At 62.1% G+C, this 22,254-nt stretch carries 22 protein-coding genes; 14 read left to right on the top strand and 8 right to left on the bottom strand.

Features of this window, described 5'->3' with window-relative positions; all coding sequences use genetic code 11:
* Positions 1-96 precede the first annotated feature (96 nt).
* The 5 genes from VBE63_RS00335 to VBE63_RS00315 all read left to right on the top strand — a co-directional run bounded on the left by VBE63_RS00335 (position 97) and on the right by VBE63_RS00315 (position 6,754).
* Entirely contained in the window at positions 97-1,242 is a 1,146-nt protein-coding gene (locus VBE63_RS00335) for a cation diffusion facilitator family transporter (RefSeq protein ID WP_323680996.1), read from the top strand.
* Positions 1,243-1,567: 325 nt separating this feature from the next.
* Positions 1,568-2,977 (top strand): glutamate--ammonia ligase, encoded by a 1,410-nt coding sequence (gene glnA, locus VBE63_RS00330; RefSeq protein ID WP_323680995.1) that lies wholly within the window; start codon positions 1,568-1,570, stop codon positions 2,975-2,977.
* Between the two features lie 675 nt (positions 2,978-3,652).
* Positions 3,653-4,735, top strand: coding sequence for a nitrogen regulation protein NR(II) (glnL, locus tag VBE63_RS00325; protein ID WP_323680994.1), 1,083 nt, complete (start codon positions 3,653-3,655; stop codon positions 4,733-4,735).
* Positions 4,728-6,185, top strand: a complete 1,458-nt coding sequence (gene ntrC / locus VBE63_RS00320; RefSeq protein WP_323680993.1) for a nitrogen regulation protein NR(I) — start codon at positions 4,728-4,730, stop codon at positions 6,183-6,185. The genes glnL and ntrC overlap by 8 nt, the downstream gene beginning before the upstream one ends.
* A 143-nt stretch (positions 6,186-6,328) precedes the next feature.
* Positions 6,329-6,754: a hypothetical protein gene (locus VBE63_RS00315; RefSeq protein ID WP_323680992.1), complete on the top strand. Its 426-nt coding sequence runs from the start codon at positions 6,329-6,331 to the stop codon at positions 6,752-6,754.
* 108 nt (positions 6,755-6,862) lie between these two features.
* Here VBE63_RS00315 and VBE63_RS00310 read toward each other — a convergent pair whose 3' ends face one another.
* A complete protein-coding gene (locus tag VBE63_RS00310; RefSeq protein ID WP_323680991.1) occupies positions 6,863-7,087 on the bottom strand; it encodes a hypothetical protein in 225 nt (74 codons plus the stop codon).
* 80 nt (positions 7,088-7,167) lie between these two features.
* On the opposite strand from VBE63_RS00310, the gene VBE63_RS00305 reads away from it, so the two are divergent.
* Positions 7,168-7,623 carry a tRNA (cytidine(34)-2'-O)-methyltransferase gene (locus VBE63_RS00305; RefSeq protein ID WP_323680990.1) on the top strand — a complete coding sequence of 152 codons (456 nt, stop codon included), beginning with the start codon at positions 7,168-7,170 and terminating at the stop codon, positions 7,621-7,623.
* On the opposite strand, the gene VBE63_RS00300 is transcribed toward VBE63_RS00305, so the two are convergent.
* The 4 genes from VBE63_RS00300 to VBE63_RS00285 all read right to left on the bottom strand — a co-directional run bounded on the left by VBE63_RS00300 (position 7,624) and on the right by VBE63_RS00285 (position 10,207).
* Positions 7,624-8,619 carry an NAD(P)H-dependent glycerol-3-phosphate dehydrogenase gene (locus tag VBE63_RS00300; protein ID WP_323680989.1) on the bottom strand — a complete coding sequence of 332 codons (996 nt, stop codon included), beginning with the start codon at positions 8,617-8,619 and terminating at the stop codon, positions 7,624-7,626.
* 11 nt (positions 8,620-8,630) lie between these two features.
* Positions 8,631-9,140 (bottom strand): protein-export chaperone SecB, encoded by a 510-nt coding sequence (gene secB, locus VBE63_RS00295; protein WP_323680988.1) that lies wholly within the window; start codon positions 9,138-9,140, stop codon positions 8,631-8,633.
* 104 nt (positions 9,141-9,244) lie between these two features.
* Positions 9,245-9,661 carry a rhodanese-like domain-containing protein gene (locus VBE63_RS00290; protein WP_323680987.1) on the bottom strand — a complete coding sequence of 139 codons (417 nt, stop codon included), beginning with the start codon at positions 9,659-9,661 and terminating at the stop codon, positions 9,245-9,247.
* A 135-nt stretch (positions 9,662-9,796) separates the two neighbouring features.
* Positions 9,797-10,207 carry a metalloregulator ArsR/SmtB family transcription factor gene (locus VBE63_RS00285; protein ID WP_323680986.1) on the bottom strand — a complete coding sequence of 137 codons (411 nt, stop codon included), beginning with the start codon at positions 10,205-10,207 and terminating at the stop codon, positions 9,797-9,799.
* A gap of 82 nt (positions 10,208-10,289) precedes the next feature.
* On the opposite strand from VBE63_RS00285, the gene VBE63_RS00280 reads away from it, so the two are divergent.
* From VBE63_RS00280 to VBE63_RS00260, 5 genes are all read left to right on the top strand, one after another.
* Positions 10,290-11,498 (top strand): murein hydrolase activator EnvC family protein, encoded by a 1,209-nt coding sequence (locus VBE63_RS00280; protein ID WP_323680985.1) that lies wholly within the window; start codon positions 10,290-10,292, stop codon positions 11,496-11,498.
* Positions 11,499-11,796: 298 nt separating this feature from the next.
* Positions 11,797-13,437, top strand: a complete 1,641-nt coding sequence (locus VBE63_RS00275; RefSeq protein WP_323680984.1) for a S41 family peptidase — start codon at positions 11,797-11,799, stop codon at positions 13,435-13,437.
* A gap of 39 nt (positions 13,438-13,476) precedes the next feature.
* Positions 13,477-14,031: a DJ-1 family glyoxalase III gene (locus VBE63_RS00270; RefSeq protein WP_323680983.1), complete on the top strand. Its 555-nt coding sequence runs from the start codon at positions 13,477-13,479 to the stop codon at positions 14,029-14,031.
* Positions 14,032-14,044: 13 nt separating this feature from the next.
* Positions 14,045-15,166, top strand: a complete 1,122-nt coding sequence (locus tag VBE63_RS00265) for a glycosyl transferase (protein ID WP_323680982.1) — start codon at positions 14,045-14,047, stop codon at positions 15,164-15,166.
* A gap of 6 nt (positions 15,167-15,172) precedes the next feature.
* On the top strand, positions 15,173-17,035 hold the full coding sequence (locus VBE63_RS00260; RefSeq protein WP_323680981.1) for a nucleoside-diphosphate sugar epimerase/dehydratase: 1,863 nt from the start codon (positions 15,173-15,175) through the stop codon (positions 17,033-17,035).
* Positions 17,036-17,092: 57 nt separating this feature from the next.
* On the opposite strand, the gene VBE63_RS00255 is transcribed toward VBE63_RS00260, so the two are convergent.
* Positions 17,093-17,371 (bottom strand): DUF1778 domain-containing protein, encoded by a 279-nt coding sequence (locus tag VBE63_RS00255; protein WP_323681034.1) that lies wholly within the window; start codon positions 17,369-17,371, stop codon positions 17,093-17,095.
* 76 nt (positions 17,372-17,447) lie between these two features.
* Between VBE63_RS00255 and VBE63_RS00250 the strand changes: the two genes are divergently transcribed.
* Positions 17,448-19,337, top strand: coding sequence for a GspE/PulE family protein (locus tag VBE63_RS00250; RefSeq protein WP_416274483.1), 1,890 nt, complete (start codon positions 17,448-17,450; stop codon positions 19,335-19,337).
* Positions 19,338-19,428: 91 nt separating this feature from the next.
* Here VBE63_RS00250 and VBE63_RS00245 read toward each other — a convergent pair whose 3' ends face one another.
* Entirely contained in the window at positions 19,429-20,274 is an 846-nt protein-coding gene (locus tag VBE63_RS00245) for a Uma2 family endonuclease (protein ID WP_323680980.1), read from the bottom strand.
* Positions 20,275-20,383: 109 nt separating this feature from the next.
* Here VBE63_RS00245 and VBE63_RS00240 point away from each other — a divergent pair, with 109 nt between their 5' ends.
* On the top strand, positions 20,384-21,592 hold the full coding sequence (locus tag VBE63_RS00240) for a type II secretion system F family protein (RefSeq protein ID WP_323680979.1): 1,209 nt from the start codon (positions 20,384-20,386) through the stop codon (positions 21,590-21,592).
* A gap of 78 nt (positions 21,593-21,670) precedes the next feature.
* Here the strand turns inward: VBE63_RS00240 and VBE63_RS00235 are convergent, their stop codons facing one another.
* Positions 21,671-21,856, bottom strand: coding sequence for a hypothetical protein (locus tag VBE63_RS00235; RefSeq protein WP_323681039.1), 186 nt, complete (start codon positions 21,854-21,856; stop codon positions 21,671-21,673).
* On the opposite strand from VBE63_RS00235, the gene VBE63_RS00230 reads away from it, so the two are divergent.
* On the top strand, positions 21,767-22,240 hold the full coding sequence (locus tag VBE63_RS00230; protein ID WP_323681032.1) for a Uma2 family endonuclease: 474 nt from the start codon (positions 21,767-21,769) through the stop codon (positions 22,238-22,240). The genes VBE63_RS00235 and VBE63_RS00230 overlap by 90 nt on opposite strands.
* Positions 22,241-22,254 lie beyond the last annotated feature (14 nt).

The raw sequence follows: 22,254 nt of genomic DNA, 5'->3' as shown, positions 1-22,254 counted from the left end.
AACGCCGCGGCAGCCGCAGCCATCGGCAGGTATCATCCTGTCAGTATCACCCGCTTCCAATGATGCCGTATCAGCGCAGACGCCTCGAGACAGCCCATGGACACCACCGCACGCCAGGCGCGAGCAGGGGCGATCAAGCGCACCACCCTAGTGGGCGCGGTCATCAACCTACTGCTCTCGGCCATCAAGATCACCGCTGGCTGGATCGGCCAATCCCATGCGCTGATCGCCGACGGCATCCACTCACTGTCTGACCTCTTGTCTGATCTGCTGGTCTGGTTTGCAGGCCACAAGGCCGCCAAAGGACCAGACGCCGAGCATCCCTATGGCCATGGGCGCTTCGAGACAGTGGCGACCTTGGTGCTCGGCTTTTTGCTCATCGCCGTCGCCATCGGCATTGCCTGGGATGCCACAGAACGCCTGTTTCAGCCAGCTGCGCTCCTGCAGCCAGCGCCGATCGCACTCTATGCAGCAGGACTCTCGATCCTCGCCAAAGAGGCGCTCTACTGGTACACCCGCGCCTACGGTCTGCGCGTCCACTCCGATCTGCTGTTGGCGAATGCCTGGCATCATCGCTCCGATGCCATCTCCTCAATCGTGGTCCTGATCGGGGTGGCCGGGACGCTCGCCGGCCTGCCCTACCTCGATTCCGTGGCTTCGGTGATCGTCGCCGTGATGATCGCAAAGATCGCCTGGGATCTTGGCTCGGCGGCCACCCGTGAGCTGGTCGATACCGCACTCAGCCCTGAGCGGTTGCGCGAGATTAGCCAGATCATCCTCCGGAGTACCGGTGTTCGCGATGTCCACATGCTGCGCACCCGAACGATCGGCGGCAACGCCTCAGCCGATGTCCATGTCTTGGTCGACCCCGATATCAGCGTCTCTGAAGGGCATGCCATCAGCCTATTGGTGCAAGAACGCCTGATGGAAACCATCGATCGGATGTCCGACGTCACGGTTCACATCGATCCGGAAGACGACGAGCGTGCAGTGCCGACCCAGGGATTGCCAATGCGCACCGAAGTCATCGAGCGCCTCGATCAGCTGTGGAAGCCGATCCCAGAGGCCTTGACCCGCAAACGCCTGCTGCTGCACTACTTGGACGGGGCGATCACGGTCGATCTCTTTTTCCCACTGCGAACCTTTACCGACGAGCCAGCGGCACATCGACTTCGTGATCGACTCCAGGCAGCGCTTCAGGCGGACCCTCGCTTCGCCGAGGTTCGGATCTACTTTGGTTAAGCTTGGCGCCTTCAAATGAAATGATCCTGGCGCCCTATTTTGAGGCATCTATACGGGCCGCATGGTCTATTTTGGTGCATCTGCCGGCTTTGCGCGGTTCTGCGCTGTCTTAGGCTGCTTGCCTTGGGCCTGCCCGCTGCAATGGCACGTAACCTGCTTATTTCGACGCTGATAGCAGTTGCGCGATCCGAGTTTAAGATGGGCCAAGCTCATAACCGAGCTCACCGTTCGATCGATTGCCTGCGATCTCGGGTTGGGCGCAATGCGCTCACCTAAGCATCCAAACCCATCCTTAGCCGAAGACAAACAGCGGGAGATTTCGCAGATGTCCGCCACTGACGTGTTGAAGACCATCAAAGACGAGGACGTAAAATTCGTGGACCTCCGGTTTACGGATACTCGCGGCAAGGAGCAGCACGTCTCGCTCCCGGCCCGAGTCATCGATGAAGCCATTTTCCAAGATGGAAAGATGTTCGACGGCTCCTCAATCGCCGGTTGGAAAGGCATTGAGGCGTCCGACATGGTCTTGATGCCCGAGGCCGAGACGGCGGTGATGGACCCCTTCACCGATGAGAAGACCCTGATCATCCGGTGCGACATTCTGGAGCCCGCGACTATGCAGGGCTACGAGCGTGATCCGCGCTCCGTCGCCAAGCGGGCTGAGGCCTATCTCGCCTCCACCGGCATTGCCGATACCGCTTTCTTTGGACCAGAGCCTGAATTCTTTATCTTCGATGACGTCCGCTGGGGCCTCAGCATGGGCGGCGCCTTCTACAAGGTGGATTCCGAAGAGGCTGAGTGGAACTCCGAGCGGGTCTTCGAAGATGGCAACATGGGACATCGCCCCAGTGTCAAGGGTGGCTACTTCCCAGTCCCGCCGGTCGATTCCCTCAATGATCTCCGCGCGGCCATGTGTCTTGCCCTCGAAGAGATGGGGGTCCAGGTCGAGGTGCATCATCATGAGGTCGCGACCGCCGGTCAGTGTGAAATCGGTACTCGATTCGGACCGCTGGTGCGTCGTGCAGACATGAACCAGATCACCAAGTACGTGATCCAGAACGTCGCCCATGCTTACGGCAAGACCGCAACCTTCATGCCGAAGCCGCTGGTCGGCGACAATGGCACAGGAATGCATGTGCATCAGTCGCTGGCAAAAGATGGTGTCAACATCTTTGCCGGAGACAAATACGCCGGCCTCTCTGAAACCGCGCTCTACTATATCGGCGGCATCATCAAGCACGCCCGCGCTCTGAACGCGCTGACCAACGCCTCGACCAACTCCTACAAACGGCTGGTCCCTGGATTCGAGGCGCCCGTGATGTTGGCCTACTCGTCCAAGAACCGTTCGGCCTCAATCCGTATCCCGCATGACTCCAATCCCAAGGGGCGCCGTATCGAGGTGCGCTTCCCGGATTCCACCGGCAATCCCTATCTGTCGTTTTCAGCGATGATGATGGCCGGCCTTGACGGCATCCAAAACAAGATCCACCCAGGCGACGCCATGGACAAGGATCTCTACGACCTGCCGCCGGAAGAAGAAAAGGCCATCCCACAAGTCTGCTTCGCGCTCGACCAAGCCCTGGATGCACTGGATAAAGATCGAGAGTTCCTGACCGCTGGAGGCGTCTTCACAGACGACGTCATCGACGGCTACATCAAGCTGAAGATGGACGAAGTCACCCAGCTACGCATGAGCACCCACCCGGTCGAATTCGACCTCTACTACAGCCTCTGATCCCCATCAAACAGCGGTTCAAACCAGCCGCCGAACCGGGCAAGGAAGCCCAACCGAACCCGAATCCCAGTTCACGAAACACCTCTCCTCTCCTCTCCTCTCCTCTCCTCTTCTCTCCTTCCCTTCCCTTCCCTTCCCTTCCCTTCCCTTCCCTTTCAACCTTCCTCCTTCTTCACTCTTCAACCTATAAACCGCAGATGACGCAGAATTTCACAGATTAAAATAATATAAAACAAGGTCTTAGCAGGTTTAGCAAGGCTGGCCATCAGGTGAAGCTATGAACGGCTGCAATGTATTGAAATCTCTGCGTTAATCTGCGTCATCTGCGGTTAAATGCTCTGTTTAGGTTTAAGTCTCCTTCCCCCTCCTCTCTTCCGTTTTCAAACCTCCCTGTCCGCCCCTGGTGCATTTGAATGCACTCATCATGTGCGTCAGGCACTAGGCTAGTGCGCTATCCTGAGCCTGCTTGGCGCAGCAGCCTCAGACAGTACCGGGTGGCCATCGATGCTCATCAGGTGGTTATCGATAACCTCTTGCTAATCAATCGGTTTTGGATCGACCTCGGAGTGCTTTCAGGCCGTCGGCGATGGTCTGAACATCGGCATGCAGCTCTGATCTGGCTCGTTGTTTGCTTGCTGGACCAAAGATTGGAGCCAAGCGACGACACAACCCCTGATGAACGAAACACAGAGCGGACTGAGCCGGCTTGGCACCATGATATTGGATAACCTCAGCACGGCTGTGCTGCTCTTCGATCGCCATCTCCGCCTGCGCTACATCAATATCGCCGGCGAGAATCTGCTTGCCGTCAGCGCGAAAACAGTACTCGGCGAGGCAGCAGGGAATCTGGTGCCCTGCCCGACAGATGCCGTGGAGAGTCGCTTGCGGGAATCGCTCGAGACGCGACAGCCCTTCACCGAGCGGGAGGTCGAGGTCAAGCGTCCGGATCGCCAGATCATTCGCGTCAACTGCACGGTCTTACCGCTGCATCCCGTTGATGAGCCCTACGATCTCCTGATGGAGATGCAACAGGTCGACCGTCAGCTGCGGATCGCGCGCGAGGAATATCTCATCTCGCAGCACCATGCGACTCAAGCACTGCTGCGCGGGTTAGCCCACGAGATCAAGAACCCCTTGGGCGGCCTACGGGGCGCGGCTCAGCTGCTGGAGCGTGAGCTACCAAGCCCTGGGCTCCGCGAATACACCCGCATCATCATCGATGAAGCCGATCGATTACAGACCTTGCTCAATCGGATGCTTGGCCCGAATAACCTGCCGCATCGCAGTTCCCTCAACATTCATCATGTCATCGAGCATGTGCGCGGACTGCTCACCGCCGAGTTTCCCTCTGGGCCTGAGATCATACGGGACTATGATCCAAGTATTCCGAATCTTGAGGCCGATCCAGATCGACTGATCCAGGCCATTCTGAACATCGCCCGCAATGCGGCTCAGGCCGCCGGCCAGCATGGACAGGTCAAGCTGCGTACCCGAGTGATGCGGCAGTTCACTGTTGGCGCCGTTCGTCATCGGCTGGTCTTGGTGGTCGAAATCGAGGACGACGGGCCAGGCATCCCCGAGGAACTGATGAACCGGATCTTCTTCCCAATGGTGTCCGGGCGTTCCGGTGGAACGGGGCTTGGGCTCGCGATCGCCCAGGAGCTGGTCCACCAGCATCAAGGCTTGATCGAATGCGAGAGCCGTTCCGGCTGCACCACCTTCCTGGTCTATCTTCCGCTGGAGCTGCCCCATGAATAGAGTGCCCAGGATTTGGGTGATCGACGACGACCGTTCGATTCGCTGGGTGCTCGAACGCGCCTTGCGACAGGCCGAGATGGATGTCACCAGCTTCTCGAACGGCGTCGGCGTCATGGATGCGCTAGAGCGCGAGATGCCGGATGTGATCCTCTCCGATATCCGCATGCCGGGGATCGATGGCCTTGAGCTGCTGGAGCAGGTCACCGGGCGTTACCCTCAACTGCCCGTCATCATCATGACCGCGCACTCTGATCTTAACAGCGCGGTTTCTGCCTTTCATGGCGGTGCCTTCGAGTACCTGCCCAAACCCTTTGATATCGATGAGGCTGTAGATCAGGTCCAGCGAGCCTGCCGAAAACAGAATGAGGCGGCGGCCGAGCTACCTCCGCTCCCGCACAGTCCGGATATCATCGGGGAAGCGCCGTCGATGCAGGAGGTCTTCCGCGCGATCGGCCGTCTGGCGCGCTCCAACATCACCGTGCTGATCAATGGCGAGTCTGGCACCGGCAAGGAACTGGTCGCGCATGCTCTGCATCGGCACAGTCCACGCTCACAGGCACCTTTTATCGCCCTAAACATGGCCGCGATCCCACGCGATCTAATGGAATCCGAGCTATTCGGCCATGAGCGTGGCGCCTTTACCGGCGCGCAGACCCGCCGCGAAGGCCGATTTGAGCAGGCCGATGGCGGCACCCTGTTCCTCGACGAGATCGGCGACATGCCCGCCGAGCTCCAGACGCGGCTGCTGCGGGTCCTGGCGGATGGCGAGTTCTACCGAGTCGGCGGTCTGACGCCGATCAAGGTCGATGTGCGCATCATCGCCGCCACCCATCAAAACCTGCGCGAGCTGGTCGCCAAGGGCAGTTTCCGTGAGGATCTATTCCATCGCCTGAATGTCATCCGCATCCATTTGCCGGCGTTGCGCGACCGCCGCGAAGACATTGGCTTGCTGATGCGCCATTTTCTCGCCCAAGCTGCCAAAGAGCTTGGCTGCGAGGCCAAGGTCTTGGCCAATGATGCGCTGGAGCGGCTTGAACGGTTGGAATGGCCGGGTAATGTGCGCCAGCTCGAGAACACCGCCCGTTGGTTGACCGTGATGGCCTCCAGCAAGCAGATCCATGTATGCGATCTGCCCTCCGATCTTGAGGGGATCTCGGCAGCGGCCCATGCCGATGAGCAGTGGGAAGGCTCACTGCGCACCTGGACCCGTCGCCGCTTACAGCAGGGCGAGCGAGGCATCCTCGATGCTGCCCTACCCTCGTTCGAGCGCATTCTGATCGAATCGGCCCTCGAGCATACAGGCGGGCGGCGCCAAGAAGCCGCCAAGCTCTTGGGCTGGGGCCGCAATACGCTGACGCGCAAGATCAAGGAGTTGGGGATGGAAGCGGAAGGCGCCGAGGGGGCGGATGACCTCAGCGAAGAGGATCAAGCCGGCACCGTGAGCAGCTGAGCGGGATCGCGCGGACCTAGCCGATGCTGGCAATCACGACCAGCACGCCCCATCTCGATACGAACGACCCGATGGCCTGATGCTGAGCCCCAGCGCGCTCTCGGCGGTCACATCCTCAACCCATCCAGCCTAGGACTTCAGCAGTGGACAGTAGCAGTATCCGTCTTCCCGGCTCCGAGCTTGCCGAGATCCGTTTCGCCGATGGAAAGCTCAGCGTCTCCTTTGCACGCGCCTATATTATCAAGACGATGACTGGCTCCGCGGAAAAGACACTCTGGTGGCAGGCGGGCGAACTTCTGCTCGACAATGCCGAGCTGCTCGAGCCGCTCCCGGAAGTCCCGTCCGGAGACAGGCTCATCTGCGAGGGCGGCGACATCGACGAAAACGTCTACACCTATCGCGACATGATCCCCATCCCGCTTGACAGTCGCGGCCATTGCCGCTGTGATCTTAAGCTCCGCGGCAGCGATGCGCGCATCATCGCGCAAGGCGAGACCCTTCGGCTGTTGATGCAGGACACGCCGAAGTATATCGAGCATATCCGCCCTCAGGACGAAGGGGCTGCCTAAAAATCGACCGGCTAAGAGAAAGCCCGACTAAGAAAAAGCCCCAGCACCTGAGACAGGCGCTGGGGCTTGTTGATGGCGGGACCATGCGGGGCGAGCCCCGCTGCCACCTTAGATGCGACTCGAGCCGACGATCTCGTGCGCGATATCGACAACGCGGTTCGCCATGTCGGAGTATTCCTGACGGTAGTTCGCCAACAAACCCTCTTGCGAGGCCCAATAATCCTTACCGCTGATGCCATTCTCGTGCTCGTAATCGATGAATTGCTTCTGCATCTCGAGCATCTTGTCGATCAGATCCTGCTTCTCTTTCTTCAAGGCAGCGATGTCAGTCATGGTGTTCTCCCCGCTCATAAACGATATGGCAAAGAGCTAATATATCATGCTCGATTGATAATCGGTCAAGCAGCGCAGCGATGTTCCATGTCATTCTGTACCAACCCGAGATCCCGCCAAACACTGGCAATGTGATGCGACTCTGTGCAAACACCGGGGCCAGCTTGCACCTGATCGAGCCCCTGGGTTTCGAGCTCAATGATCGCCGACTGCGACGAGCCGGGCTCGATTATCGTGAGTGGGTGGGTGTGCGAGTACATGCAAGCATGCAATCTTGCCAGCATGTCATCGGCAACGCGCGTCTGTTCACTCTGAGCACCAAGAGCCAAAGCATCTATTCAGATCAACGCTTCCAGCCCGGCGATGCCTTTCTCTTCGGCCCTGAGACGCGCGGCTTGCCGGCTGACTTGCGTGAATCGGTGCCAAGGGAGCAGCGACTTCGGCTACCGATGCGACCCAACAACCGCAGCCTCAATCTCGCGAACGCGGTGGCCGTGGTCGTCTACGAGGCCTGGCGCCAGCATGGGTTCCGCTGATCAGTCGAACTCCGATCGACCAGAACGCTCTAATAGGCGCCGGGTCGCGGCCTCTGGCGTCTGGCTCTCATGGAGCACCGCATAGACCTGTTCGGAGATGGGCATCTCGACCTGGTGCTCGCGGGCGATTCGATGCACGGCCTGAGCCGTGATGACGCCCTCGACCTCCTGACCGATCTGCGCGATGGCAGCGGTTGCGGTCTCGCCACGAGCTAAGGCGAGGCCAAGCCGCCGGTTCCGAGACTGATTATCGGTACAGGTCAGCACCAGGTCGCCAAGGCCCGCCAAGCCCATGAAGGTCTCGCTGCGAGCGCCAAGTGCAGTCCCGAGGCGAATCAACTCGGCAAGTCCGCGTGTGATCAGTGCTGCCCGCGTGTTCGCACCAAAGCCCAGGCCATCCGCAATGCCGGTGGCGATGGCAAGGACATTCTTTGCCGCCCCGCCAACCTGCACGCCGATCAGATCATCATGGGTGTAGGCGCGAAACCGCTCCGAGTGGACCCAGGCCGCGCAGTGTTCAGCAAATGCCTGGTTGGATGCCGCCAGGGTGACCGCCGTGGGCAAGCCTTGTGCAACCTCCATCGCGAAACTGGGGCCTGAGAGGACCGCCAGCTCCCGCGTCCCCGTGCGTTCGAGCACCACCTCATGCAGGAGCCGACCGCTCGCCAAGTCAAAACCTTTAGTGGCCCAGAGCACGCCGAGGTCAGGCGGCAGGAAGGGTGCCGCGGCGCCGAGCACAGCGGCGAAGAACTGACTGGGGACCGCGACCAAGATGCCCGTCGCACCCTCGAGCGCCTGCTCGAGCGAGGCGGTTGGCTGAATCAGGTCCGGCAGTGCGATGCCTGGCAGAAAGCTCTTGTTCTCGCGGTCGCGCTGCAATGCGGCGACCTGCTCCGGGTCATGGCTCCAGAGGGGTGTCTGATGGCCATTCCTCGCCAAGAGCACGGCAAGCGCCGTGCCCCAAGACCCCGCTCCAATGACCGCGATGCGCTGCATCGATCCCAATCCTAGTGAGTTTTCTCGCCCGCCGCAGGCGCGCCAGCCTGACCTGGAGCTGCCGTGGCATTGCCCTGTGCGGCCTGTTCGGCCTGCTTCTGTGCGTAAATAGCATCGAAGCTCACATGCTGGAGCACCAGGTGTGGGAAGCCACCCTTGACGACCAGATCAGAGACGGCCTGGCGTGCATAAGGAAACAGCAGGCTTGGGCAATACACATAAAAGAGGGGGCCAAGCTCCTCTTGCGCGAAACCAGCGACGCTGATGATGCCCGCCTGCTGAACCTCGATGAGGTACGCCGTCTGCTCGCCCACTTTGGTCGTCACGGTAACCCTGAGCATGATCTCATGGGTGTCCTCGCTGAGCGAGGTCAGCTTGATATCGAGGTGTAACGAGGTCTCGGGCTTCCATTCCTGCCGGAAGATCTCTGGCGCATTCGGTGCTTCGTAGGACAGGTCTTTGATATAGATGCTGCGCAGGGCAAATTGGCGCTCGCCTTGCTGCTGTTGATTCTCGGCCATAGAGCCTCCGGTCAGTCTGAACGCTGAGCTAATGCTGAGCTGAAATTGAGAAAGGGTTGAGCATGCGGGGTGCGAAGAGGCAGCGAATCGGCTGCAAACGGGCGTTAGCGCTTCTTGCGCGTCAAGGGCAGGTTGGCCGCTTCCCAAGCCATGATGCCACCCTTGAGGTTGTAGACCTCGTTGAAGCCGGCCTTGCGCAGCACATGGCAGGCGGCCTGCGATTGTGAGCCCGAGCGGCAATTGACGATCACCGGCCCATCTTTGTAACGCGACAGTGCCGCGGTCTGCTTCTTGAAGCCATTCATGGGCACATTGACGGCATTGATGATATGTCCCTTGGCGAAATCCGCGGCAGATCGGACGTCGATCACCGCAGCATCGCGCTGGTTAATCATCAGGGTTGCGGCACCTGGGTCGACCGATCCCTTTTCGCCGATGATCAGCGAGAAGGTCAGGAGGCCGAGGATGACGCCGAGTGCCGCGAACAGCACCCAGTGGTTTCCGACGAATTCGAGCAGCATGGGGAAGATGTCGACTTTGGCAGGCCCGTGCCGCCGCAAGGGGCGTCGCGGTGCGGTGAAATCAACCCACAAGTATAAGGATCTGGAGGTTCGACGTCACCTGCAGTCGACGCCAGGCCCACTCCCAGGCCCAATCTAAGGTGCGCGGCTACAGAAGACCTCGCGCATCATGCCGATGAGTCGCAGAGTCCGGGCATCGCCGACACGATAATAGACACGGTTGGCATCCTTGCGTGCCGCTAGGATGCCCTTGTCGCGCAGGATGGCAAGATGCTGCGATATATTGCTCTGAGAGGTGCCGACGTGATCGACGATGTCCTGTACGCTCACCTCTTCATCGCCGAGCGTGCAGAGGATTTTTAGCCGCAACGGATGCGACATCGCCTTCAGCGACCGCGAGGCCCGCTCGATATCGGCATCGTCCGCGAACAGCTCCAGTTCTGAAAAGCCCAACCCATACTCTCCTGCCGGCCCATGCTTGAGCGGTGGATCCGCGTCCAGCTCTTGATCGAGCTGCTGATCGAGTACCTGATCTTCTGATGCCATGACGTGGGTCCAAATATCAACGCTTCATAAAACGATGATAAACCTTTCCAGGGGTCTGACAAGTCTTCATCGATCAACGTCATTGTTTCGACTGCGCTGCTGGCTCGATGCTGGCCTCGGGCTAGGCTGGGCGTTGGTGGTTGCAGTGACAATACCGACGGCAGTGGCTGATTCGGAGCCGGATCTCGTGCGTCAGCACGAAGCGGAGCTCGCACAGCTACAGGCCAGACTGGCACAGCTGCGCGAGGGCATCACGGATCATCTTGACTATCGAGACGCCTTACTGGAGGAGCTCCAGCAGTTCGAGCAGGACATCGACGCGCTCTCGAAGTCCAAGCATCAGCTTGGACTGATGGTGGCCAATCAGCAGGAGGCGCTGGCGGCCACAACGGGCCAGCTCCAGGCCAAGCGCGCTGAGCTCCAGGCTGCGCGCGCCGAACTCGCAGACTTTGTGCGCGCCGCCTATGCGATGGGGCGTGGAGATGAGGTCCGCTTGTTGCTTGGCCAGACGGATCAGGCAGATCAGACGGATCCGGGCCGAGCCGAACGCATCTTGGGTTATTATCAGGTTCTTGGCGCGAGGCGTGCGGCTCGGGTTGAGCAGATTCGCAAGCTCGTGGCGGCTTTGCAGCAGCTCGAGCAACAGGAGCGAGAGGAGACGACGCGCCTAGCGCGACTCGCAACGAAGCAGGATCAGACGCGCGAGCGTCTTGAAGCGGCGCTGCAAGCCCGGCAGCACATCCTGGGCGCGCTTGAACAGAGCATTGCCGACGATCAGCGCCAGGCAAAGGTTTTGGAGGCCGATGCCGCGGCGATGACCGCGCTGATCGAGCGACTCAAGCGCGAGGCCGAGATTGCCGACGAGGTTGATCTCAGTCAGGACGCCATCAGTGATCTGCGTGGGCAGTTGGCCTGGCCGTTAGAGGGTGCACGCCTCTTGCGCGGCTTTGGCGAAGGGCGTCAGCAAGGCGCCCTGCATGCCGATGGCGTCTTGTTGGCGGCCACTGGAGGCGCTGAGGTCAGGGCCGTGCATCACGGTCGAGTCGCCTATGCCGATTGGCTGCGGGGGTTCGGCATGTTGATCGTCATCGATCATGGTGAAGGCTACCTGTCGCTGTATGGGCACTGTCAAGCGCTGCTCAAGGAGGTCGGGGAATGGGTCGCGGCGGGCGATCTCATTGCCCTGGCCGGCAACAGCGGTGGTCTCGATACCAAGGGGCTCTACTTCGCGATCCGTCATCAGGGTCGCGCCATCGACCCCGCCCGATGGTGCCAGGCCAGCCGCGAGTGATCAGCCTCAATCCCGCTGTGATAGACCGGCCGTGATGGACAGGCCTGTCCAGATGCGGGAACGCGATCATCAAAACGTCCTCAATAGCTCAGGTGAGCCTTAAAGAACACATCAGCCGGGCTAAGTTGCACGCCCACGGGACCCAGACATGACCAACAGCCAGCCAGCCGTTTTTGCCCGACCCAACGCCCGCTCAAGCGCTTTCTCAGGCGCCTGTTCAGGCGCTTTTTCAGGTACCCTCCTCATCGCCCTCCTAAGCCTCGGCCTGTCGCCGAGCGCTTTTGCCCAGCCGGCAGCCATGCCTGAGTCCGAGGTGCAGTCGCCCGCCGAGCGCGACACAGGGAGCGAGCCGATCATACAGCCACCACCACCGGGCTTTAAGCCGACCGGTACGCGCCCCGAGCCGAGCGTCGAAGAGGTGCGGCAGCGCATCCAGGCCGCTGCGGAGGCGTCCGAGGAAGAGGAGCCAGAGGGGCTGCCGCTGGACGAGCTGCGGATCTTCGCGGAGGTCTTTGGTCGCATCAAGAGTGACTATGTCGAGCGGGTTGAGGATCGCGAGCTGCTCTCGAGCGCCATTCGCGGCATGCTCGCCGGCCTTGACCCGCATTCGGCCTATCTCGATCCCGATCAGTATGATGATCTTCAGGTGGGCACCACCGGCGAATTTGGCGGTCTCGGCATCGAGGTCGGCATGGAGGATGGCTTCGTCAAGGTGATCGCGCCAATGGACGATACGCCCGCTCAGCGGGCCGGCATCCAGGCCGGCGATCTGATCGTGCGCATCGATGAGAAGCCGGTGAAGGGGATGAGCCTGAGCGACGCGGTCGAGCTAATGCGCGGCAAGCCCGGGAGCGCGATTGAGCTCACGCTGATGCGGGATGGCGAGTCGGCGCCCCTGCGCGTTCGGCTCGAGCGTGCCGTGATCAAGGTGGCCTCCGTCAAGCAGCGCCTCCTCGAGCCTGGCTATGGCTACCTGCGCATCGCCAACTTTCAGGCCCGCACCACCGATGACCTGCTCGCGGCCGTCAAGACGCTCAAGCGCGAGAACGAGGGCCCCCTCAAGGGCGTGGTGCTCGATCTGCGGAATAATCCTGGCGGCGTGCTCAACACAGCGGTTGGGGTCAGTGATGCCTTCCTTGAAGAGGGACTGATCGTCTACACCAAGGGCCGGCTCGAGGATGCCAAGCTTGAGTTCCATGCCGGCCCGGACGATGTGCTGGATGGAGCACCGCTGGTCGTGCTGGTCAACGGCGGTAGTGCCTCGGCCTCCGAGATCGTCGCGGGCGCCCTACAAGACCAGCGTCGCGCGCTCATCATGGGCAACGAAACCTTCGGCAAGGGCTCGGTGCAAACCATCATTCCGGTCGATGAGCGCACCGCGCTGAAGCTCACGACGGCGCGTTACTACACCCCGGCCGGGCGCTCGATCCAGGCCCTGGGTATCGTGCCCGATATCATCCTTGAGCGTGGCAGCCTGACCCTGACCTCCGACCCCGACCTGTCGCCGCTGAAAGAGGCCAACCTGATCCGCCACCTTGAAGACCAAGACGGCAACGCCATTGAGCCCGCCATTGAGATTCAGATGGATGCGACTGACGAGGGCGACGAAGAGAAAACAGGAAAGAAAACCGAAGAGACAGCCAAGGACAAGCCCCTCGCAGCCCGAGATTATCAGCTTTCTGAGGCCCTTAATGTGCTCAAGGGGTTGGTCATCCTGGGGCAGGCCCCGGCGGTGGCCGAGCGTCCTCAGGCTGAAGACAAGGCGGATACTGTCCCAGCTGCTGAAGTTCCCGCTGCTGAAGAGCCGGCTGAAGCAGCGCCAGCTGCAGAAGCGTCCACCGAAGAAATGCCCGCTGAAGAAGCACCCGCTGAAGCACCGGCTGCTGAAATGCCCGCTGAAGAAGCCTCTGAGAAACCGGCTGAAGAGGCCGTTGATTGAGCGTCCCTTTGAATCTGCTGTAACCCGGAGAGACCCAAGATGCCTCGCGTGCTTGTCCCGCTCGCTCCCGGCTGCGAAGAGCTGGAGGCGGTGACCATTATTGATCTCCTGCGCCGCGCGGAGATCGAGGTCACCACCGCTGGCCTGGAGCCTGGCCCCGTGACCTGTAGCCGTGGCACCCTGCTGGTGCCTGATGCCGATCTTGACGATGTCGTCGAGAATGACTTTGACATGGTCGTGCTGCCCGGTGGCCAGCCCGGTGCGACCCACCTTGATCACGACATCCGCATCCACGATCTGCTCGCCCGCCAGGCCGCGGCGGATCGCTGGAGTGCGGCCATCTGCGCGGCCCCCATCGTGCTTGCCAGCACCGGGCTGCTCGATGGCCGCTCGGCGACAAGCTTTCCCGGAGCCATTGATCCAGAGCGCTATCCCGAGATCCGGCTGCTTGAGCAGCCAGTGGTCACCGACGGCAAGGTCGTCACCTCCCGCGGCCCCGGCACGGCGATGGACTTTGCGCTGCATCTGATCGAGCTTCTACTGGGTGCCGATCGTCGTGGCGCGGTCGAGGCGAAGCTGATGCGACCCGGCTGATTGAGTCCGGCTGATGGATGCGCCCTCTCCCGCTCTGGGGCAGTTCGCGGGCCTGTTCGCGCTGGCGGCCCTGAGCCTCAGTGCCTTTGCGGTCAGCGCGCTGCTGACGGCGCTGCTTGCGCAGGGACGCCTCGCGATCTTCCAGGTGCTCGATCATCCCAACGAGCGCTCGCTGCACGCGCACCCGGTTCCACGCACCGGCGGTATCGCCCTGCTCGCTGGGCTGGGGGCTGGCCTCCTGGCCGGCTGGGCCGTTGGTCTCGCTACTGGGCTTTGGTCGAGCAGGCTGAGCCCAGTGACCAGCGCCGAGGCGCGTGCTAGCGCGGCGTTGCTGCCCTGGCTGGGCAGTGCCCTCCTGTTGGTGGCCGGGGTCTCGTTCTGGGATGATCGCGTCGACCTCTCGCGACGGTTGCGGCTACTGGTCCATCTGATGGCCGCACTGCTGCTGTGGTGGGGTGGGTTGCGTTGGGATCACCTCGGGCTGCCTGGGCCCCTGATCCCATTGCCGTTGCTGCTCGCGCTGCCGCTGACCCTCCTCTACAGTATCTGGATGCTCAACCTCTATAACTTCATGGACGGCATGGACGGCTTGGCCGGCGGCATGGCCAGCATCGGCTTCGGCACCTTGGCCCTGCTCGGCTACACTGCCGGCGACCTCCCCTATAGCCTCTGCTGCGCTGCCGTGGCCGCCGCCGCAGCTGGCTTCCTCACCCGCAATCTGCCGCCAGCCCGGATCTTTCTCGGCGATATCGGCGCCTCGAGCCTCGGCCTACTCGCCGCCGGTCTCAGCCTCTGGGGTGCGAGCGTCGGCCTGTTTCCGCTCTGGATTAGTGGGTTGATCTTCTCGCCGTTCATCGTCGATGCCACTTGGACCCTGCTGCGTCGGGCCCGTCGGGGAGAGCGCCTCTGGGACGCGCATCGCTCACATCATTACCAACGCCTGGTCTTGGCTGGCTGGGGCCATCGCCGCACCCTCTACTGGGCACTGGCGCTGATGGCGGCGGCAGCCGCGAGCGCCCTAGCCGCCCCTCGCCTGACGACCAGCGAGCACTGGCAGCTCATCGCCGGTTGGGCACTGATCTTTGTGCTGATTCATCTGCGCGTCGGCCTCGCCGAGCGCATCGCTCGCGGCTAACCCAGGATGGTCACGCGCTGGTACGAGCGGCTGCGCTCCCGTTTCCTGGCCTTCCTGCACGATCTGCTCTGGGTGCCGATCGCCTGGATCGGCGCCTACTGGATGCGCTTCAACCTCGGCAATGTGCCAGCCGAGTTCTGGGGTGCGGCCTGGGAGCTCCTGCCGCTGGTGATGCTGATCTGTGCGCTGGTCTACTCCACCTTTGGGCTGTATCGGGGTGTGTGGCGCTTCGCCTCGCTGCCGGATCTGTCGCGCATCGCCCAAGCGGCGACCGTCAGCACGCTACTGGTCGTGCTGGCGCTCTTCGTCCTCAGCCGCAACGAGTTCCTGCCGCGCTCGGTGCCGCCCTTATTCCTGGTGTTTCAGTTGATTGGCCTGGCAGGGCCGCGGCTGCTCTACCGCCGCCTCAAGGACCACAGTCTTGGTCTGCACCCCGGCGAGCGCGTCTTGGTGGTCGGCGCTGATCGGGCCGGTGAGATGCTGGTCCGAGACATGCTTCGCGACCGCAGCCGCCAATACAACCCAGTCGCCTTCGTCGATGACAAGCTGCGCCGTCAAGGTGGCGATATCCACGGCGTGCCGGTCAAGGGCAGCTCGGCGCAGATCCCGACCTTAGTCGAGTCACTGGCCATCGACCTGATCATGCTCGCGGTACCCACCGCCTCCGATGCCGAGATGCAGCGGCTGGTCGAGCTCTGCGAGCGCACCGGAAAGCCGTTCCGAACCGTGCCTCAGCTCAAGTCGGTGTTGGCCGGGGACATCACCATCAACCAGCTGCGGCCGGTGTCGATCGCGGATCTGCTCGGGCGCAACCCGGTTCAGCTCGACTGGGCGGCGATCCGCGCTGGCCTCACCGACCGCGTGATCCTGGTCACCGGCGCCGGCGGCTCGATCGGCTCCGAGCTGTGTCGCCAAATCGTCGCCGCGCGGCCGAGCCGACTGGTGCTGGCCGATAACAGCGAGCTGAACCTCTATCGGCTCGACCTCGAACTCGCGGCCCGAGCGGATGCCCCTGACTTCAGCGTCCATCTGGCCGATGTGACCGATCAAGTGGCGATGCAACAGCTGTTCGAGCGCGAGCGTCCACAGACCGTCTTCCATGCCGCCGCCTACAAACACGTGCCGATGCTCGAGGCCCAGATCCGCGCCGCGGTGCGCAACAACCTGCTCGGTACCGAGATCGTCGCCGACTGCGCCGACCGCCACGGCTGCGAGCGTTTCGTGCTGATCTCGACCGATAAGGCGGTGAACCCGGCCAACGTCATGGGCGCCACCAAGCGCGCCGCCGAGGTCATCTGCCAGGCCCGCGCCCAGCGCTCGAGCACGCGCTTCATCACCCTGCGCTTCGGCAACGTGCTCGACTCCGCCGGCAGCGTCGTGCCGCGCTTCCGCGCCCAGATCGAGCAAGGCGGCCCGGTCACCGTGACCCATCCCGAGATCGAGCGCTTCTTCATGACCATCCCCGAGGCCTGCCAGCTGATCATGCAGGCCGCGCTCATCGGCACCGGCGGCGAGATCTTCGTCCTCGACATGGGCGAGCCGGTCAAGATCCGCTACCTGGCCGAGCAGATGATTCGGCTCGCCGGGCGTGAACCGGAGCGGGAGATTCGCATTGAATACACCGGGCTGCGCCCCGGCGAGAAGCTCTACGAGGAACTGTTCTACGAGCGCGAGGATCTGATCGAGACCAAGCACGCAAAGATCCATGCCGCACGGCGCGCGCAGGTTGTGCCTGATGAGGTTAGTACTGCCCTAGACCAAGCGCGGGCAGCGGTCGAGCAGGCGGATACGCTGGGACTTGTGCAGGCCCTCCGCGCGCTGGTGCCAGAATGGCAAGCCCAATCGGAATGCCAAGCCCAGCCAGATTAGAGTGCAAAGGCCGCGTCGGCTAGGCGTTCAGCTTGCGGATGGGGTCATGGGGTCGGGTCAATCCAGCACCCCAGGCTGGCTGAGCAGGCGCTTCAGTTCTGGCTTATGCTGCACCGGACGATCCAAGGCCTCGTGAAAGGCCTGCCATTGCTCCTCATCAAGGACGAAACGATGCCGTGCGGCGAGTGCTTGATTGGCGGCAGTGATGCCTGCGTCTAGCAGGAACTCGCTGACACTCTTATGATCGGTTCGCGCCGCTTCCTGCAACAACTGTTTCACAGCGCCACTGGTCCGCACATCGATGCGCTGTTTTTTTGCAAGACCAACCTGAGTCATGACAATCACCGCATTATTCTCAACAACGTCATCCTTGCAGAGTAGTGTACGGACGATATCAGGACAAGAATTGAGTCTGGACCCGACCATCGATGCTGACCCAACACCAGAACTAATTCCTAACCTAATACCTGACCCAACCCCCGAACAAGCGCTGATCAGCGCCCTACAGCGGCGTGGCAAATGCACGCCGGGCGATCTGGCGCGTGCGCGCAAGCTCACCGAAGACAGTGGTGATCCTCTGCGTTTGATGCTGGTGCGCCTCGGGCTGGTCTCGGAGCGCGACATGGCCGCCGCCTCCGCCGAGGTGCTGGGCTTGGAGCTGATCACCGCCGAGCAGTACCCAGACGAGCCGATCGCCGAGGAACAGCTCAGTCTGCGCTTCCTGAAGGACGCCCGGATCATGCCGCTGTCCGCGACCGAACAGGAGATCACCCTCGCCGTTGCCGACCCGCTGGATGACTTCATCCCCAAGGCTGTCCACATGGCAACATGCAAGCATGTCAACTTGCAGGTTGGGCTGCCGACCGAGATCCAGGCCGCGCTCGAGCGCGTCTACGAGCAACCGGCAAACGATGACGAAGAGGCCGAAGTCCAGGCCGAGCTTGGCAACTTCAGCGAGGAGGATATCGAGCATCTGCGCGATCTGGCCAGTGAGGCGCCGGTCATCCGGCTGGTCAATCAGATCCTGCAGCGCGCCGTCGAATCCCGCGCCTCCGACGTCCACATCGAGCCCTTCGCCGACCAGCTCAAGGTCCGCTACCGCGTCGACGGCATCCTCAAGGAAGGCGAGTCACCGCCGGTCAGCTCCACCGCCGCGGTGATCTCGCGCATCAAGATCATGGCCAAGCTCAACATTGCCGAGCGCCGACTGCCGCAGGACGGTCGCATCCCGCAGCGCATCCAGGGCAAGGAGCTGGATCTGCGCGTCTCCACCGTGCCGACCATGTTCGGCGAGAGCGTGGTCATGCGTCTGCTCGACAAGGAAAGCGTCAGCTTCGACTTCGATGCGCTCGGTTTCGACGGTCCGCCGCGCGATCGGCTGATCAAGGTCTTGGAGCAGCCCTACGGCATCTTCCTCGTCACTGGTCCCACCGGTAGCGGCAAGAGCACCACGCTCTATACCGCGCTGAGCCGGCTCAACACCGAACAGAACAAGATCCTGACCGTCGAAGACCCAGTCGAGTACCAGGTCGCCGGCATCAACCAGATCCCGGTCAAGTCGTCGATCGGCATGACCTTCGCCGGCGCGCTGCGCGCCATCGTCCGGCAAGATCCGGACATCATCATGGTCGGCGAGATGCGCGATCTCGAAACCGCGCGTATTGCCGTACAATCAGCCCTGACGGGCCACGTCGTGCTCTCGACCCTGCACACCAACGATGCCGCCAGCGGCGTCACCCGCCTGCTCGACATGGGCGTCGAGGACTATCTGCTCACCAGTACCATTAACGGCATCCTCGCCCAGCGGCTGGTGCGTCGGCTTTGCCCGCACTGTCGCCAGCCCTATCAGCCGCTGCCGGAACTGGCGGCGAAGATCCGCGACGCCGGGCTGATGCCTGACCAGGGCGCTGCGTCAACAACCGCAACGGGTCAGGTGCCGGGTGGCTCGATACCAACGCAGGTTCATGGGGTCGATGCCTCCGACAACGGCAAAGCGCCTGCCGCCGCGATGACCAAAGACTACCGGGCCGACAGCCACGGAGAACCAGCGCTCCAACTCTACCGCGCCGGCGGCTGCAAGGCCTGCAACCACAGCGGCTATCGCGGCCGGTTGGTCATCGCCGAGGTGTTGCTGATGAGCGATCGTATCCGCCAGGCCGTGCTCGGACACGCCACCGCCGGCGAGATCCATCGCATCGCCGTCGAGGAAGGCATGGCGACCATGTACCGCGACGGACTGCGCAAGGCGATCGATGGTCGCACGACCATTGAGGAGGTGATCCGTGTCGCGGAGGACAAGTGAGCCCGGGCTGGCGGGCCTGTGCTCGGGCTATCCATCCCCTTCTCGATGGCGAGGTTTTTCGCTCAAGACGCGTCACTCCACCCCTAGCGCGCTAGTCTTGATCGCGAAGTTTCGCCAGTTCCGCGAGCAGTCGGGCATTGTTGGCACGCTCGCGTTCAAGGAGTTGTTCGGCGCTGCTGGCGCGCTGTTCAGCGCTGCTGGCGCGCTGCTCGGCCTGCGCGCGCGCCTGCCGATCGCGCTGCCAGCTCGGCAATACAAAGGGCGCGTAGACCGGGTCTTCGATCATCGTCTCCAGACTCGGCTGGCGGGTCAGATCCTCTAGGCGAAAACGAAACCCCGGCACCACCGTCGAGCGCAGGATGCCATCCGGACAGGGGATGGGTTCATACAGCCCCAAGGCATTGCGCCGGTAGAACAACTGCCAGCGCGGGTTATGGTGAATGATGTAGTACTCGGGTATGCCGGCAGCTTGATATTCCTCGCGTTTCTGCTCGGTATCGCGGCGGATCTCAGCCGGGGTGCTATCCGACAGCGCCTCGACGCAGAGATCGAAGATGCCGCGATAAGAACGGTCGTGTTCCCGCAGCGGCTGGGCATTGCTGTCGAGCACCAGACCGAGGTCGGGCTTGCGAATGACGACCTTGTTCGACAGGCTCAGGCGACAGCCGAACTCCAAGCAGGTCAGGCGGGCGTTGTGCTGGGTGTCAAGATACAGCCGCAAGAGGCCGAGTAGCCATTGGTAGATCCAGGCGGTTAGGGCATCGGACACCGGCTTGACCTCCAAGAGACCGTTGTTCCATTCGTAGCCGTTGTCGTGCTCATAGTAGTGAGCCCAGTAGTCGGCCTCACTGACCGGAGTGCCTTCCGGCGGACCCTGATCGCCATCCCAGGGTGCGTCGGGTGGCGGGCGGTGTAAGGCGAAGGCGGGGGACGACATGATTGGACTCCTGCGCAAACGGGCCTGTGTTGCAGTCTAACCAGGCTCCAGGGGCGCGACAAGGCGCGCTGTTCGTCATCACAGGTCGAAGCAACCTATAATCGAAGCCATGCCACGCTACTACTACAAAGCCGTTAGGCTCGATGGCGAAGAGGTCGAGGGCGAGCACGAAGCCGCCGATGAAGGGGCTCTGATCGCGCGCCTGCAAGCCGAAGGGCTGCTGCCGCTCAAGACCCGCTCGGCCGGCGGGCTCACGGCCCAGCTCGCGCGCCGGCGACAGCACAGCCTGCAGGCCAAGGACATCGAAGGCCTAACACGTCAGCTCGCGACCCTGCTCGAATCGGGACTCACGCTGGATCGCTCGCTCAGCGTCCTCACCCAGCTCACACCCGAAGAGCATGTCACCCGGGTGCTGAGTGATCTGCAGGAGCGGGTGCGCGGCGGCGCCACCTTCTCCACTGCGCTCGAGGCGCAGGGCGGCCAATTCCCCAAGCTCTACATCAACATGATCCGGGCCGGCGAGGCCAGTGGCGCCTTGGACCAAGTACTGCTGCGGCTGGCCGACTACCTCGAGCGCAGCGCCGAGCTGCGCGGCACCGTGACTTCGGCGTTGGTCTACCCGATGATCCTGCTCGTCATCGCCGGGCTCTCGGTGATCATGCTGCTGGTCTTCGTGGTGCCGCAGTTCACCGTCCTGTTCGAGGATATGGGCGCCGCGCTGCCAACGCCCACGCGGATCGTCGTCGGTGCCGGCGACCTGTTCCGCGACTACTGGTGGGCGCTGCTGGTCATGGTGGCCCTCATCGCAGTGATCCTAGAACGCTGGCTGCAGAACCCAGACAATCGACGCGCCTTTGACTACCGCGTCATGCGCCTGCCACTGTTCGGTGACCTGATCTGGAAGATGGAGACCGCGCGCCTCTGCCACACGCTGAGCACCCTTCTCAAGAACGGCCTGCCACTGCTCAGCGGTCTCAACCTGGCCAAAGAGGTGGTCAACAATCGCAAGATCGGCGATGGGCTCGACGAGGCCGCCGAAGACCTCAAGCATGGCCGTGGACTCGCAGAGCCCCTGACCAGCCGCGCCGTGCTGCCGCAGCTCGCCCTGCAGATGATCCGCGTCGGTGAGGAATCCGGTACCCTAGACGCCATGCTCGCCAAGGTCGCCGACATCTTCGACCGCGAGACCCGCACCAGCGTGCAACGCATGCTCACCCTGCTCGAACCGGCCCTGATCATCGGCCTCGGCGTCATCGTCGCTGGTATCATCATCTCCATCCTGATGGCGATCCTCGGCGCCAATGAGCTGGTGTTTTAGTGAGATTTTGTCAGACCAGGCAATGAGAGGCATTCTACATTGATGGAAGCTGTCGCCCTATCTCGCCCGGAAAAGCCGCTAACTCGGCAGATTCTTGACCGCCAGCGTCACCGGCTCTGTCGCGCCGATTATCACCGGATGGCTGAAGCGGGCATCTTTTCTGAAGACGATCATATTGAACTGATCGCTGGGGAACTGGTCGATATGCCGCCCATTGGCGATGAGCACGCGGGGTTGACGACCCAACTCAATCATCTTGTCCATCGCAGTGGAGTCCAGGATGCGCTTGTGTCGGTGCAAAGCCCGCTGGTCTTGGATGACCACAGCGAGCCCGAGCCGGATCTGATGCTGCTGCGTTTCCGCGCCGACTATTACAAGCACGCCAAACCGCGCGCCGAGGATGTGCTGCTGTTGATCGAGGTCGCGGATTCTTCGTTGAGTTACGACCGCTCGGTTAAGCGACCACTCTATGCCCAGCATGGCATCGCGGAAGTCTGGATTGTGAATCTTCAAGATCGCGTGGTGGAGGTCAATCGCGATCCAGATGGGCAGGATTATCGGGACACCTGGGTGGCGCGCGCCGGGGATCTGTTACAGTCGCAACAGGTGCCGGATTGGACCCTTTGTGTCTCCGAGTTGCTCGGCTAGGAGGCCGTCTGCCG

The sequence above is a fragment of the Lamprobacter sp. genome, from assembly GCF_034860625.1.
Classification (GTDB): Bacteria; Pseudomonadota; Gammaproteobacteria; order Chromatiales; family Chromatiaceae; genus Lamprobacter.
This window is presented reverse-complemented; position numbering and strand designations above follow the sequence as displayed.